At 68.9% G+C, this 14,090-nt stretch carries 11 protein-coding genes and 2 pseudogenes; 6 read left to right on the top strand and 7 right to left on the bottom strand.

Going from position 1 to position 14,090, the window contains the following annotated elements:
- Window positions 1-127: 127 nt before the first annotated feature.
- Window positions 128-328 (bottom strand): annotated as a pseudogene (locus Q0840_RS17825) (recombinase family protein); the annotation flags it as partial.
- A gap of 274 nt (window positions 329-602) precedes the next feature.
- On the bottom strand, window positions 603-1,565 hold the full coding sequence (locus tag Q0840_RS17820) for a LysR family transcriptional regulator (protein WP_298462115.1): 963 nt from the start codon (window positions 1,563-1,565) through the stop codon (window positions 603-605).
- Between the two features lie 92 nt (window positions 1,566-1,657).
- On the opposite strand from Q0840_RS17820, the gene Q0840_RS17815 reads away from it, so the two are divergent.
- Window positions 1,658-2,770, top strand: coding sequence for a YeiH family protein (locus Q0840_RS17815; protein ID WP_298462113.1), 1,113 nt, complete (start codon window positions 1,658-1,660; stop codon window positions 2,768-2,770).
- A gap of 230 nt (window positions 2,771-3,000) precedes the next feature.
- Window positions 3,001-3,378, top strand: a pseudogene (locus Q0840_RS17810) (transposase); the annotation flags it as partial.
- An 18-nt stretch (window positions 3,379-3,396) separates the two neighbouring features.
- Here Q0840_RS17810 and Q0840_RS17805 read toward each other — a convergent pair.
- The 3 genes from Q0840_RS17805 to Q0840_RS17795 form a co-directional block, all read right to left on the bottom strand.
- Window positions 3,397-4,257, bottom strand: a complete 861-nt coding sequence (locus Q0840_RS17805; RefSeq protein ID WP_298462110.1) for a hypothetical protein — start codon at window positions 4,255-4,257, stop codon at window positions 3,397-3,399.
- Window positions 4,258-4,362: 105 nt separating this feature from the next.
- Window positions 4,363-5,040 (bottom strand): hypothetical protein, encoded by a 678-nt coding sequence (locus Q0840_RS17800; RefSeq protein WP_367183152.1) that lies wholly within the window; start codon window positions 5,038-5,040, stop codon window positions 4,363-4,365.
- A gap of 31 nt (window positions 5,041-5,071) precedes the next feature.
- Window positions 5,072-5,518, bottom strand: coding sequence for a 3'-5' exonuclease (locus tag Q0840_RS17795; protein WP_298462104.1), 447 nt, complete (start codon window positions 5,516-5,518; stop codon window positions 5,072-5,074).
- Window positions 5,519-5,811: 293 nt separating this feature from the next.
- Here Q0840_RS17795 and Q0840_RS17790 point away from each other — a divergent pair, with 293 nt between their 5' ends.
- From Q0840_RS17790 to Q0840_RS17775, 4 genes are all read left to right on the top strand, one after another.
- On the top strand, window positions 5,812-8,307 hold the full coding sequence (locus Q0840_RS17790) for a site-specific DNA-methyltransferase (protein ID WP_298462102.1): 2,496 nt from the start codon (window positions 5,812-5,814) through the stop codon (window positions 8,305-8,307).
- The gene (locus Q0840_RS17785) at window positions 8,304-11,012 is read left to right on the top strand and encodes a DEAD/DEAH box helicase (protein ID WP_298462099.1); all 2,709 of its coding nucleotides are present in this window, start codon (window positions 8,304-8,306) and stop codon (window positions 11,010-11,012) included. The genes Q0840_RS17790 and Q0840_RS17785 overlap by 4 nt, the downstream gene beginning before the upstream one ends.
- A 243-nt stretch (window positions 11,013-11,255) precedes the next feature.
- The gene (locus Q0840_RS17780) at window positions 11,256-11,615 is read left to right on the top strand and encodes a hypothetical protein (protein WP_298462097.1); all 360 of its coding nucleotides are present in this window, start codon (window positions 11,256-11,258) and stop codon (window positions 11,613-11,615) included.
- The gene (locus Q0840_RS17775; RefSeq protein WP_298462095.1) at window positions 11,612-12,172 is read left to right on the top strand and encodes a DUF1643 domain-containing protein; all 561 of its coding nucleotides are present in this window, start codon (window positions 11,612-11,614) and stop codon (window positions 12,170-12,172) included. The genes Q0840_RS17780 and Q0840_RS17775 overlap by 4 nt, the downstream gene beginning before the upstream one ends.
- A 158-nt stretch (window positions 12,173-12,330) precedes the next feature.
- On the opposite strand, the gene Q0840_RS17770 is transcribed toward Q0840_RS17775, so the two are convergent.
- Both Q0840_RS17770 and Q0840_RS17765 read right to left on the bottom strand, forming a co-directional pair.
- Entirely contained in the window at window positions 12,331-13,065 is a 735-nt protein-coding gene (locus Q0840_RS17770) for a hypothetical protein (RefSeq protein WP_298462092.1), read from the bottom strand.
- Window positions 13,066-13,532: 467 nt separating this feature from the next.
- Window positions 13,533-14,021, bottom strand: a complete 489-nt coding sequence (locus Q0840_RS17765; RefSeq protein ID WP_298462089.1) for a hypothetical protein — start codon at window positions 14,019-14,021, stop codon at window positions 13,533-13,535.
- Window positions 14,022-14,090 lie beyond the last annotated feature (69 nt).

The following is a 14,090-nucleotide window of genomic DNA, read 5'->3' as shown; positions in this document are numbered from 1 at the left end:
AGCGTCATCAACGAACAGCGCGCGTAGCCTGTCGCTCTGCTTGTCGGTGAGCAGGTCCGAGCCGGTGTGCAGCGTGCTCCGCCACGATCGCGTTGAGGTCGACGACAGACCGGGCGAGGCGGTCCATCGAGGACACCACGACGGTGTCACCGTCGCGGGCGTAGTCGATGAGCTCCGCCAGCGCGGTCCGGGCCCCGCGCCCGGCGCCGGACTGCTTCTCCTGGAACAGCCGATCCACCTCCCCCAGCGCCGTGCGCTGGCGGTCGAGGTTCTGATCGGTGCTCGACACCCGCGCATACCCGAGCCGCTTCCCAATGTGTCGCGTCATCCCTAGACCCTTGCACACAACCGTCGCGGAACCGTCGAACTAGACATACCGCGACGGCGCCGCCTCGCGGCGGCGACATGTGACCTTCAGCGGTAGATGGCGTGGTTCTACCGGAGTTACGCGGCGCCGATGACGAGGGTGCTGCGGGCGGCCTCGACGACGTCGCTGGTGATCGGGCGGTGGGGTCAGGCGCCCCGAGACATCACATGCCTCGCACCACCGGCGGTGACTGCGCCTTCGGCTGGTGGCCCGGTGGCCGGGGATCAGAACGCGGTCAACGAGCTCGTGCCCGCCGGGGGGTCGTGTCTACGATGGCGAGCAGGTCCTGGGCGGGGCCCCGGGGGCGCTGGCCACTCGGCCATACCGCGCGCAGCGTGCGCCGCAGATCCACCCCCTCGACCTGCACGACCACCAGACGCCCTGTGGCGACGTCCTGTTCGACGGCGAGGTGGCTGAGCACTGCCGGGCCCGCGCCCTCCATGACTGCCGTGCGCACCGCGGTGGTGGTGGAGAGCTCCAGCACCGGCCGGGCCAGCACCACCTCGCCCGGTGCGCCGTCGGACCGCTCCGCCCGCAGGTTGGCCCGCAGGGCCGCCTCCGCTACGGCACGGGTGCCTGACGTCGCCTCGCGAGCCACCAGACGGGTTCCGGCCAGCTCGGCGGCGTCGATCCCGTGCCGGCGCCGGGTCCACGGGTGGCCTCGAGAGACGACGACGACCAGGCGGTCGCTGCCGATGCTCCTGGTCTCCATCTCGGCAGGAACGTCCGGGCCCTCGACGAACCCGATGTCGGCGTCGCCCGTCAGGACCGCGGCGGCGACCTCGGTGGAGTTCATCGCCTGCAGGCTGACAGCGGTGCCCGGGCTGGCCGCGGCCAGGCGCACCAACCAGCCCGGCAACAGGTGCTCGGCGACCGTCATGCTCGCCGCGACCCGCAGCCGGCTGGCGCGGTCGGCGTTCAGGGACGCGATGCCCGCACCCAGTCCAGCGGCGGCCGCGAGGACATCGCGGGCCCAGCCGACGACCAGCGCCCCGGCCGGGGTCAGGGTCGAGCCGCGGGCCGAGCGCTGCACCAGGGCGGTCCCCACCCGGCGCTCCAGGCCGAGCACACGGGCACTGGCGGCGGGCTGGCTGATGCCGTGCGCACGCCCGGCACGGCTGAGGCTGCCCAGCTCGGCCACCCGCACCAGCAGCTGCAGGGAATCCAGGTCCGGTACCCGACGAAGGTCGACGTCCATCCCCGCACGCTACGGCAGTCATCGAGACCTTCGATGGCTACATCATCAGGACACCGCTACCGCTCGGGGCGATGCCGGCCCACAGTGACGGCGTGAGCGAAGAGAACGTCTCGACCCCCGTGACCGGCACACCCCGCACCGCCGTGACGCCGTCTTCTCCATCGGCCTCGACGGGTCCCGCCCCGCGCCCCGAGCGTGCGTCCCCGTGGCCCGGGCTGCTCGTCGTGGCTGCGGCCACCGCCGCGGCCTACGGCATCGCCTCCCTCGTGCCCGCCGTCAACGCCACCACGGCCGGGGTCGTGCTCGGTGTGCTGCTGGTCAACTGCGGCTTGCACCGCCCCGTCCTGCGCCCGGGCACGCGGACCGCGTCCAAGCGCCTGCTGCGCATCGCCGTCGTCCTGCTCGGTCTGCAGCTGTCCCTGGCGCAGCTGGCCTCCCTGGGCCTGGGCGGGTTGGCCGTCGTCGTGGTCACGGTCGCGGTCACCTTCACCGGGACCCAGCTGCTCGGCCGTGCGCTGGGCGTGGGGCGGGCCCGGTCGCTGCTGATCGCCACCGGCTTCTCCATCTGCGGAGCCTCGGCGGTCGCAGCGATGGAACCCGTCGCCGACGGCGACGAGGAGGACACCAGCGTCGCCATCGCGCTGGTCACGCTCTGCGGCAGCCTCGCGATCTTCCTCCTGCCGGTGCTGCGGGGACCGCTGCACCTGGACCCGGCCGCGTTCGGCAGCTGGGTCGGCGCCAGCGTGCACGACGTGGGACAGACCGTCGCCACGGCCGACCGCGTCCCGGGAGCCCTCACTGCGGCAGTGGTCGTCAAGCTCAGCCGCGTGGTCCTGCTCGCTCCCCTGGTCACCGGCGTGGCGCTCGTACGGAGCCGGCGCCTGCGCCGCGCCGCTGCTGCGGGGCCCGTCCTCGACGGCGCACCCGGCGCCCAGGCACAGCGACCGCCCGTCCTGCCGCTCTTCGTCGCGGGCTTCCTGGCCGCCATCGTAGTGAGCAGCACCGGCCTGCTGCCCACCCGCGCCCTGGCCGACGTCAAGGTCCTCCAGCAGGTCCTGCTCGTCGCAGCCCTGGTCGGGCTCGGCACCGGGATCCACCTGCCGGCGCTGCGCCGAACGGGTGGGCGCGCCCTGCTCCTCGGGCTGGCCTCCTGGATCCTCGTTGCCTCCGTCGCCTACGCCGGCGTGACGCTCCTCGACCGTTGAACTCCGCCCCCGAAATCCAGCACAAGGACCAGAACCACCCGACAGTGCACGCACAGGCCGTGCCAACGAACAACATGATCATGCGGCCGTCCCTGCGCGGATCACCCGCTGCAGAACACCGTCAGAACCACGCCACTCACCGCTAGAGGGCACACCGCCGCCGTGGCGTGGTGTCGCGTTCGGGTGTACCCCAACGCGTCACCGGACTCACGGCGGCATCGAGGTCATGGCTGTTCGCCGAGGACCAGCACGTCGAGGTCGAAGCCACCTGGGCGACCTACCAGCGCATGATCGCCGCCTACCGCGACCCGGACCGAGTCAAGGGCCGAGCACGGATGGAGCGCCTCATCGCAAGCGTCAGCTCCGGCGTGCCCGGTGCCCTGAGCGAGGTCATCACCCTCGGGCGGACGCTGAAGAAGCGCGCCGCCGACGTGCTGGCCTACTTCGACCGGCCCGGCACGAGCAACGGACCCACCGAGGCCATCAACGGGCGTCTGGAACACCTACGCGGCTCCGCCCTCGGCTTCCGCAACCTCACTCACTACATCGCCCGCAGCCTGCTCGAGACCGGCGGCTTCCGACCCCGACTACACCCTCGATCGCGATGAGCCCGTTTTCGGCAGATGTCAGTACGGATGGCCTGAGAACGATTGGCGAGGTGTTCGCCCCCAATCAAGGTGACGTGACGAGCACCATTCGCATCCTGAATGGGCCCAGGTGTAGGGGTCCTGGCGGTGTAGGTGCGCGCGTACGCCGCGGGCGTGGGGGCTGGCCGCCGATGCCTGCCACCGGATCGCGGGCATCAGCCGTGCACCCTCAAGATAGATCCGTCGACCGATTCCCAACCCCGCGTATCTTTGCCAGTTGTCACCGCTGGGATCGGGGCCACCTTGCGGGTCGACCGAGCCCACTCGGTAAGGCTTCGACAGGATCGTGCCCATGGCGCCAACATCTGCGGGACCTGAGTCCACTTGCAGGAATTGCGCGCGAAGACCACTGGCCTGGTGCTGGACCACAAGATCACGCCCGGGGCGGCGCCACTGGGTGAGCAACACGGGATCGTCCGCCACCTGCTCGTAATGGGCGACGGCGGTGGTGATGTGACGACGAATCTGATCCAGCGTCAACTCGGCCTGGAGTGCCGGCGGCATCTCGTCGAGCGTCACGTGCTCATATGCCAGGGGCAGCCCGCCGGGAGCGCGAAGGTCAGCGGCTATGGCCCGGACCAGATGGTCCAACTCAGCCAAGATTTCGCGGTGGTACTTGTGTCGGTGGGAGTGGGCGCGGTGAGCTCTTATCGTGGTGTGGATCGCCTCGGCGGCCACCCTTCTCGTGAGCGTGCTGTCGCTCAATGTGCGCTCGACCGCGAGGGCCGTGTCGACGGCATCCCTGCGCGCGGCTCGCAGCTCGGAACGAAAACCCACTAGCTGAAGCAAGTTCCACGGGCGAAGGTGCTCGATGTCCTGCTCTCTCAGCTGGACCTGCATCCTTGCCAAGTGCAGTCGTCGAATGGCGTCGAGGTAGCCGTCGGCTGAGTGACCGTACGCCATCAGTTTTGGTGCCTTTCGGAATAGTCACGTACTAGAGTGGCGCTAACTCGTGGTGATAAGAGAATTAGACCAATCCAGCACATCGAAAATAGGTACGCATTGAATCACGAGCCACAGCCCCACACACGTCAGCGCTGGCGCTACGATCATTCGCTCAACGGTGTGACCGGTCCGGAACAGACCCAGTGCCAGTCGGCGGTCGACACCGAAGAGCCACGCGACCGGGACTGGGACACCTCCTTCGGTGAGGAAGTCACCGGCGATGTGCACGAGGACGCCACCCGCGACGACCAGTGGCAGGCCTGCGGTGTGCGCGGCCCCGTTGCTGATGAGCCACCACGCTCCGCCGGCCGACAGCGCGAGGTTCACGAGGACGCCGAGCGCACCTGCCCCGGTCAGGGACAACCCACGCAGGGTCAGGCCGATGATCAAGGCCAGGACGACACCGGACGCCAGCGGGTGGGCGCTGGCCAGCGCGACGACGGCGGCAGCGGCGACGGGGGCGAGCACGGCGTCGTGGGTGCCCTGCCGGTGCCCGCGGCTCACGAGGGCGACCACGGTTCTGAGCGCCCCCGTCAGCGAGCCCCACGTCCGCGAGGCCGTCGCACTCGCGCTGTCCAGGTCGGGCAGCAGAGCGGTACCGCCGAACACCAGGACCCACGCGGTGCTGGGCGCCCACCCCTGCACGGGTGCGAGCGGGAAGGTCGCCAGGCCAGCCACCAGGCCGGAGGACACGTGGTTGTAGCCCCCATCATGATGCGGCCAGCGTCCGAAGCACCTGCAGGGCGGCCCGGCAGTCCCCCAGAGCGTCATGAGGACCGTCTAGCTTGACCCACCCGAGCCCGTCGTGGCGCGCGCGTGCCCGCATCAGGCACGACCAGCGCCGGCGCTCGTGCAGATGTCCGGGGTCGACACCAGCGGCGATGAGGCCGTCGACGAGCACCTGCCGGTCGTACGACGCGTTGTAAGCCAGCACCTGACGCCCGGCGGTCAACTCGAGCAGAACCGGCGCCAGAGCAGACAGGGAGGGCGCCGCGGCGACTGCGGCGTCGTCCAGGCCGTGAATCGCGGTTGCCTCGTCGGTGATGGCAGCAGGGGGCCGCACGAGCGTGTTCATCAGGGTCCGCCCCTGCAGGTCGACGATGCCGATCTGCACCACGTGCCCGAACAGGTCCGTGGTCTCGGTGTCCAGGATCACGGCGTCATCGCGGCGCAGTCGAGTTCGCGCCCACCGGCGCACCCACCACCTCTGCAGAAGCCGGATCGGCCGGCGGTAGGCGCTGGAGGTCCGGCATCGGGTTGTCGCGCTCACCATGCGGGCGACGGTAACGCTCGGCACCCACCAGTCCCTCCGTCATGGAGGAGAAGGTGCGCCGCGGGTCAGGGACGGGTGACCGGCGGGGTCTTGAACCACGACAGACATCGGCAAGCCCACGTCGAAGAACCTCCCGCCCCGCCGACCGTCACTGCTTTGGCCTTACAGTCGCGACCGTGGCATCACAGAGCGCAAGGGGCGGGGCAGCAGCGAACCGAGAGGTTCCCGTTGCGGACTACGAGCACTCGCTGGCCAAGCGCAGCAACAATCCGCCCAGCGGTCTTGCGCACCTCGACCGTGAGCCCACCCCCGTGAAGACCCTTGCCTACGACCCCCACTTGGACCCGCAGCTGCACTGGGCCGGCAAGGTTGAGCGCAGCACGGTCGACGTGCCCGCCCCGTCGGTGCACGTCCATGAGGAGCTCTCGGCGCAGAAGATCATCGGTTCGGTCAGGCGCCAGCGCCTGCAGCAGCCGCTGTTCGACCTCGACGTCCTCGACCCTGCGGCGGCCGTGGAGTTCTACCAGCACGACCTGGACTGGTCGAACCGCATGGTTCTCGGCGACTCCCTCATCGTCATGACCAGCCTGCTCGAGCGTGAGCGTCTCGCCGGCAAGGTCCAGTGCGTTTTCATCGACCCGCCCTACGGCATCAAGTACCAGTCGAACTTTCAGCCCAACATCAGCGACCGCAACGTCCGTGACGGCAAGGACGAGTCCCTCACCCGTGAGCCGGAGATGATCCAGGCCTACCGGGACACCTGGGAACTCGGCACCCATTCTTACCTGACCTACTTGCGCGACCGGTTCCAGGTCGCGCACGAGCTCCTCACCGATAGCGGGTCGATCTTCGTCCAGATCGGCGAGGAGAACATCCACCGCGTCCGGGTCCTGCTTGATGAGATCTTCGGCGCCGAGAACTTCGTCAGCCAAATCACCTTCAAGACCACCAGTGGCGCCGGATCTCCGGGCGAGCTCACGACCCTGCCGGCAACGGCCAACTACATCGCGTGGTACGCCAAGGACCGCGCGTCCTACAAGTTCCGACCGCTCTACCTAGCGAAGGCCGAGGGTAAGTCGGCCGACCTTAACTACCGCTTCCTCGAACTCGCGGACGGTACGCGACGGCCGATGACCCAGGGGGAGCGGCGAGGGGCCGAGCCGATCCCTGAAGGCGCTCGGCGGTGGCGCGTCGACAACCTGACTTCCCAGAGCTCCGGTACTGCGCGATTCCCGGTCACAGTCGATGGCCAGCAGTTCCTGCCGGGCCGCGGCTACTGGAAGACGAACGAGGCCGGCATGGAGCGCCTGCGCGCGGCAGGGCGCCTGGTGGCGACCGGTCGCACGCTCTCCTACGTCCGGTACTACGACGACTTCGACGCGCTGCCAGTTAGCAACGTCTGGGACGACACCATCCAGAGTGGCTTCGGGGCGGAGAAGCGATACGTCGTCCAGACCAATCCCACAGTGATCGAACGCTGTATCGCCATGACGACCGACCCAGGGGACCTGGTTGTCGATCCCACATGCGGATCGGGCACGACGGCGTACGTGGCCGAACGGCTCGGGCGCCGCTGGATCACGATCGACACCTCTCGGGTTGCCCTGGCGATCGCGCGCGAGCGGCTGCTGACCGCGAAGTTCGACTACTACAAGCTCCGCGATTTGCAGCGCGGGATCGACGGAGGCCTTGAACACCGCACGCTCTCGCGCGTCACGCTCCGTTCGATCGCACGTGGCGAGGAGCCCGAGAAGGTCACCCTCTGGGACGCGCCAATCATTGTCCCGAAGACGGTGCGCGTCTCCGGCCCATTCACCGTCGAGGCGCTCTCGCGGTACGCCGTCAACCCGGTCGACCCAGCGCCGTCGCTCCCCGAGCGGGTCGAGCATGACGCCACCGCCGACCACGTCGACGTCCTGCTGAGCGCCCTGCAATCGCAGGGCGTGCCGCGGCCGGGCGCGAAGCCCCTCAAGCTCGAGCAACTCGAGCGCCTGGAGTCCGCCGGCGCAATCCAAGCCTCGGCGCTGGCCGACTTCGACGGCCGCAAGGGCCGCGTCGGCATCTCCCTAGGCCCGAAATTCGGCGCAGTCACGATGGCCCAGGTCTCCGACGCGCTCCGCGAGGCGATCGGCTACGACCTTGTGGTGTTCGCCGGGTTCGCAGTCGCCGCCGACGCTCAGGACCGGCTGGGCACCGGCAAGGTCGGCGGCACCGACGTCGCCCTGCTCCTGGCCAATCCGGACCTCCTCGTGGGCGACCTGCTGAAGAACACCACCTCGTCCCAGACGTTTCGGCTGTACGCCTCCCCCGACGTCGACGTGGTCCACGACGACGACGCCGTGCGGGTGACCGTCAACGGCGTCGACGCGTTCGACGCCGCGACCGGCGAGGTGACCTCCTACGGCAAGGCCGGCGTGCAGGCCTGGTTCCTCGACGAGGACTACGACGGCATGGTTTTCCGCGTCAGCCAGGCGTTCTTCCCCGTCAGCGACGGGTGGAAGAAGATCCAGCAGACCCTGCGCGGAACCGTCGACTTCGAGCTCATCGACCAGCTCCACGGCTGGGACTCCCTGCCCTTCGATGTCGGCGAGCACGCCCGCATCGCGGTGCGGGTGATCGCTCAAGACGGCAACGCCGCCGAGTTCGTCAGCGACGTCGCGGCGCGGGCATGAGCACGACCGTCACCCCAGGCATCGTGATCGACGCCAACCCGATCATCAACGACCCGTTCGCCGAGCCCACCCACTACTGGCACTTCGGCGACCTCACCCCGCAAAAGCGCGAGGGCCGGCGCACCGCCGGCTACCTGGCGGCGTCCCCTGACGGGCAGCTGCGCATCACTGACGACCTCATCTCCCTGGACCTCGTCAACGATCTGCGCGGCCGCGTCCGCACGTGGCGCCAAGGCGGCTACTCCGGCGCGACGAGCGTGACCCGCGACCTGTTCGCGTTCTGGTTCGATCCCGAACGTCAGGCGATCGGCCGTCGGCCGTTCTTCTGCCAGCAGGAAGCGGTCGAGACCGTCGCGTTCCTCGCCGAAGCACCCGCCGAGCTCACCGTGGGCATCGACGTGCCCGCATCCGGGGAGGCATACCGGCGCTGGGCGGTGAAGATCGCCACCGGCGGCGGCAAGACCCTGGTGATGTCGATGCTCATCGCCTGGTGCGGGTTCAACCGGCTGCTGCGCCGCCGCGACGAGCGCTTCACCGACCAGTTCCTCGTCGTCGCACCGAACCTGACCGTCAAGGACCGCCTCTCCGGCGCCGGCGGTCTGGACCCCAAGCACCCGGAGTCCCTCTACGCGGACTTCCACCTCGTCCCGCCGAAGTTCTCCACGCTCCTGGGTCAACTCCACGTGCAGGTCGCCAACTGGCACCAACTTGCCCCGAAGGAAGACCCCAAGCGCTCCGTCGTGCGCCGCGGCCGCGAGTCCGACACCGCCTTCTGCCGGCGCGTGCTCACCGGGCTGCGCACGACCGGCAAGGTCATGGTCCTCAACGACGAGGCCCACCACGCCTACCGCTTCCCCGCCGGCGTTGAGCTGTCCAAGGTCGACGCCGACGAGGCCCGTGAGGCCACCGTGTGGATCGACGGACTCGAGCGGATCGACAACGCCCGCGGCATCACCGTGTGCGTCGACGCGTCAGCGACCCCGATGTACCCAGGCATGTTCAAGGACCGTGCGTTCGCGCCCTTCGAGTGGGTCGTGTCTGACTTCGGGCTCGTCGACGCCATCGAGGCCGGCTTGGTGAAGATCCCCCGCACACCGACCGAGGACAACACCGGCGAGGCGATCCCGAAGTACCGCAACCTGTGGGCACACATCAAGAAGTCCCTGCCCAGGCGCACCGAGACCGACCGCGACTCTCACCCGCTCACCGACTACCTCGCCGAGGCCGACGGCCCGCTCAAGCAACTGGCCGGCGCCTGGGAGGCCACTCACGAGACCTGGCGGGAGAACGGGCGCACCATCCCGCCGGCGATGGTGATCATCTGCCACGACACGAACACCGCCCGCCTGCTCGAGCGGCACATCGCCGACCTCGGCGAGGCCTCCGACGAGCTCGTCAACCTCCCCGCGCGGCCCCCGGTGACCATCCGCATCGACTCCGACGCGCTGGCGACCGCTGAGGCCGGCACCAGCGGTGAGGCGCAGCAGCTGCGCGAGCTCGTGGCCACCGTCGGCAAGCCTGGCAAGGCCGGCGAACAGATCCGCTGCCTCGTCTCCGTCGCGATGCTCTCCGAGGGCTGGGACGCCCGAAACGTCACCCAGATCCTCGGCCTGCGTGCCTTCCAGTCCCAGCTGCTCTGTGAGCAGGTGGTGGGCCGCGGGCTGCGCCGCTCGGACTACTCCGACCTATCCCAGCCGGAGTACGTCGACGTCTACGGCGTGCCGTTCCAACTGCTGCCCATCGCCAAGGGCGGGACCGGCAAGCCCAGCCCGCCCCCCGCCTACACCAATGTGCACACGGTCGCCGAGCGCAACGACCTGCGCATCAAGTTCCCGCGGCTGGTTCAGATCGTCCCCGACATCCAGGACACCCTCGACGTCGACCTCGACGCGATCGAACCCGTACGGGTCACCGCGCGCGTCGACCCCACAGACACCTGGGTCGAGTTCGACCTCGGCAACCCCCGCGGAGGCATGGGCGGTGCCGTCCAGGACCGCGAACGCGCCTACCGCAACTTCCGCCTGCAGCGGCTGCGGTACCGCGTCGCGGCCGGCCTGGTCGCCCCCTACAACCGCCCCTGGCTGTTCCCCCAGGCGCTGCAGGTGGCTGAGCAGGTGATCCGCCCGATCGCCGAGGGCGGGAAGGTCGACTACGTCGGGAACGTCGATCCCCGGGAGATCTGCAACCTGCGCTACCTGACCGTCCTGCGTGAGCGCATCGGCGCCGCGCTGCGCGCCGGCCAGGGCCCCGAGCGGTTCCTTCCCGCCCTGGACGAGTACCAGCCCATCGGCTCCACCGACGCGGTCAACTTCAACTCCCCCACCGACAAGTGCGTCCCCACGACCAAGAGCCACCTCTCGCACGCCGTGGTCGACTCCGGGCTCGAGCGCAAGATCTGCGCCGTGCTCGACGAGCACGCAGCAGTCCAGGGGTGGGTCAAGAACCACCGCCTGTTCCTGGAGATCCCCTACCTCTACTTCGGCGTCAGCCACCGCTACCGGCCCGACTTCGTCGTCCGGCTCACCGACGGGACCCACCTGCTCCTCGAGGGCAAGGGTGAGGCGGACGAGAAGGACGACGCCAAGGCCACTGCTGCCCGACGGTGGGTCGCCGCCGTGAATACATGGGGCGGACTTGGCAGCTGGAGTCACCACATCGCCTACGACGCCAACGACCTCAAGGACCACCTCACAACTCTGAGCTGACTACCCCTCACGGCTGCCATGTCGCCAGGGCGTTGATTTTCGTGCGGGCCGCGGCACTGTGGTTGCCGGGATTCAAGATCGACGACGGTTACGGGTTATGGGCCACCCAGTGCTGCGACCCAGGTCTCGGTGATGTACTCATGCGGCTGGGTAGATCACCGTCACGCCCAGCGGGTCGCAGTGTCCCGCCACCTGGCAGCATCAGTCCATGAGTGCGTCGCGGATCAGCGCCCCGAGGTTGGCATGAGAGGCGACGAGGCACGCGTCGTCCAGTCGTTCTGTGCATGGCTGACCGACCATGGCTGGGACGTCAGCACGGAGGTCGACTTCTGCGACGTCGTCGCGCGACGCGCCGAGGAGACCCTGTACGCCGAGGCCAAGGGCCGCACCGCGGCGATCGGCCTGGACGTCGACACGATGTACGGCCAGCTCCTGCGCAGGATGCCGATGACATCCGACCCCAGCGCTCGGTACGCCGTCGTCGTGCCGACCGAGGCCCGCAGCCACGCACTTCGGGTGCCCGCAGCAGTCCGTGCATCCCTGCGCATCGACGTGTACGTCGTGGCGCAAGACGGAACCGTCGACGCGGTCATCACCACATGATCGAGCTGCTCGACTCGCTCGCCGCACGCCACGAGCTGCTGCTGGAGACCGGGAAGCACTTCGACGGCTCCTGGCAGGCGTATCTGTACTCCCCCGACATGGTCTACCGGTACGCGTTCACGCGCTGGTGGGCACACCCGGATGCCTCGACTACGGCCGTGTGGGTGCTGCTCAACCCGGCCACCGGTGACACCGAGCAACGCCGCCGGCCCACCCTGGACCGATGCATCGCCTGGTCCAAGCGATCAGGCTTCGTCGGGCTCACCATCGTCAACCTCTTCGCGTTCCGGCACACAGACCCAAGAGCTCTGCGTACCGCCGACAACCCGACCGGCCCCGTCAACGACGAGGTTCTCAGAGCCGTGACCACGGCCGGCGGCAAGACGATCGCAGCGTGGGGTTCCCACGGTCGGCTCAACGCCCGGTCAACCCAGGTCGCTCCCCTGCTCAAGGAGCCCATGTGCCTGGGCACCACGCGTACCGGTGAGCCCCTGCACCCCTTGTACGTTCCTGCCGACAGGCCGCTTACCGCGTGGGCACCGCAGCCAGCGCCGTAGGTGTCGTCGAGTGGCGGCGGCGGTCGTGCAGTTCAGGACGTGGTTCGGACATCGTCCTCATGCTCGTCCACTGCGGCCCAGGTCGAGCAGGGCTGATCGGCGTGCCGGACCTGGTACAGCGTGCGTGCGATGGCAGTGAGCCATCGAAGCCGGCCGCGTCAGCTCGTCAAGGTGGGGTCGTAGTCAGGGTCGCCCGGTACCGGGTCCCATGTCACCCCGTCCGTCTCCTCGTCCTCCATCATGCGCCGTCGCTGGTGCTGCTCTGGTGTGAGCCGTTCGAGATCCTCGCGGCGGTGCAGGACTCCCAAGTCGTCCCGTTCCCAGTAGCGCGAGTCGCTGTCTCGGAACACGACACGCAGCACCACGTCCTCCGAGAGCGCCCCGCAGTTGGGCACGAGCGGCACCTCATATCTCCTGGGTTCGACGGAGGGGGGCAGTACCGCGTGCCGCCAGGTGGTCTCCAGCCGCTCGTACGGTCGACCGGGGTCCACGTAGTAGACCGCCATGTCGTAGACGGGGGCATCGCTCGCGTTGTGCACGAAGACGAAGCGGCGCTCGACCACGGCGTCGTCCTCGTTCATGAACGGAGCCGCCAGCAGACTGACAGGCTCGCCTCCTGGCCCCTGCACCCACTGACGCTCCCAGGCGGTGATCCGGGACGCCTGCTGGCGCTGATCGAAGGCGAGTCTCTCCTCGCGCTCACGGGAGGCGTCGCGCCACGCTCGAAGCGCCGACGCAACCGCCCATACGAGCGCCCCCACCGTTGCGAGCGCGATGACGACGTTCGTAACGAGCGTGATCCAGTCGAGGACGGATGTCTCGCTTACCAGCCGGTAGACAGGCGCAGACGGTCCAAGAACGGCGGGCGGATGAGGCGGCGGTGTCGCGCTCACGAGAGGTCTCGTGAGCGCCTTGCGGGAGGTGACGCATCGGCTGCGGTCCTGGGGGCATCGTCCTCCTGTGCCCAAGAGACATCGGCAGGCGTAGAGAACAAGTTCACCCCGAGGTCGTAGCGGTTTCCGCTGTAGTCGAAGCCATAGGCGTCGAAGGGTGATCCACGCTCCGTGTCGACTGTCATGTCCTGATGGTGACAGGCGCCGACATCAGGAGCGCGAAGCTGTGCACAGCGACCCCCAGCGGGGGCGCAGCATGCCGACACGGCGGTGGAAACCTCACCATCTCGCCCGGAGTTGATCCCGACCTCTGCCCCCCAGATCGGCACGCCCAGCGTCGGGACGTCAGTCCTCCTTCTCGCCATCTGTGCCTTCGGGCGGTGGGGCGTCCTCTTCCTCAACGCGGCAGACGGCTTCGTGCAGCTCGAGGTGAGCAGTGAGCTCACGCTCGAGCGCGGACTCGCTCATCAGCTGCCGGTCGCGTCGGTGATGATCACCTGGAGTTCACCGACGCGGTGCTGGATGGACCGGGAGAAGTTCAAGTCGATCGTTCCGGTCTGCCCGCCACCGGCCCACTCGACAGTCCAGTACGACGTCGCGGTGACCGTGTAGGCCTCCCGCGGCTGCCCGGCGGAGGTGCGGGTGTACCGGTGCCCGCAGGTCGGGGAGGGCTGGTCGGCGTACCGAACCTCGTACGGCGTGCCGACGGCCCGCGCCCCGCTGCACGTCACCGAGTGACCGTCACCCATGGCCCAGACGATGCTGTCCAGCGTGCCCGTGGCGGTCACCGTTACCCCGCCGGCGGATGCCGATCGGGTGATCGGTCCGGTGGTGTTCTCGTCCGGGTTGGCGACCCACAGCCACGTGGGTAGACCGAGGATGCCCATGGAGTCCGGGCCAGGCGGCGGGGTGATGCCGATCTGTCCTGCCTCGAAGCCCATCTCTGCGACTGCCATGTCTGCCACCTCGCGGGGTGTAGGTCCCCCCCCGGGCGGACTGGCCGCCCAGAAGTTCACGACCAGGCC

This window comes from uncultured Cellulomonas sp. (assembly GCF_947494015.1).
GTDB lineage: Bacteria > Actinomycetota > Actinomycetes > Actinomycetales > Cellulomonadaceae > Pengzhenrongella.
The sequence above is the reverse complement of the archived record's forward strand: the minus strand, read 5'-3'. Positions and strand labels throughout refer to the sequence as shown.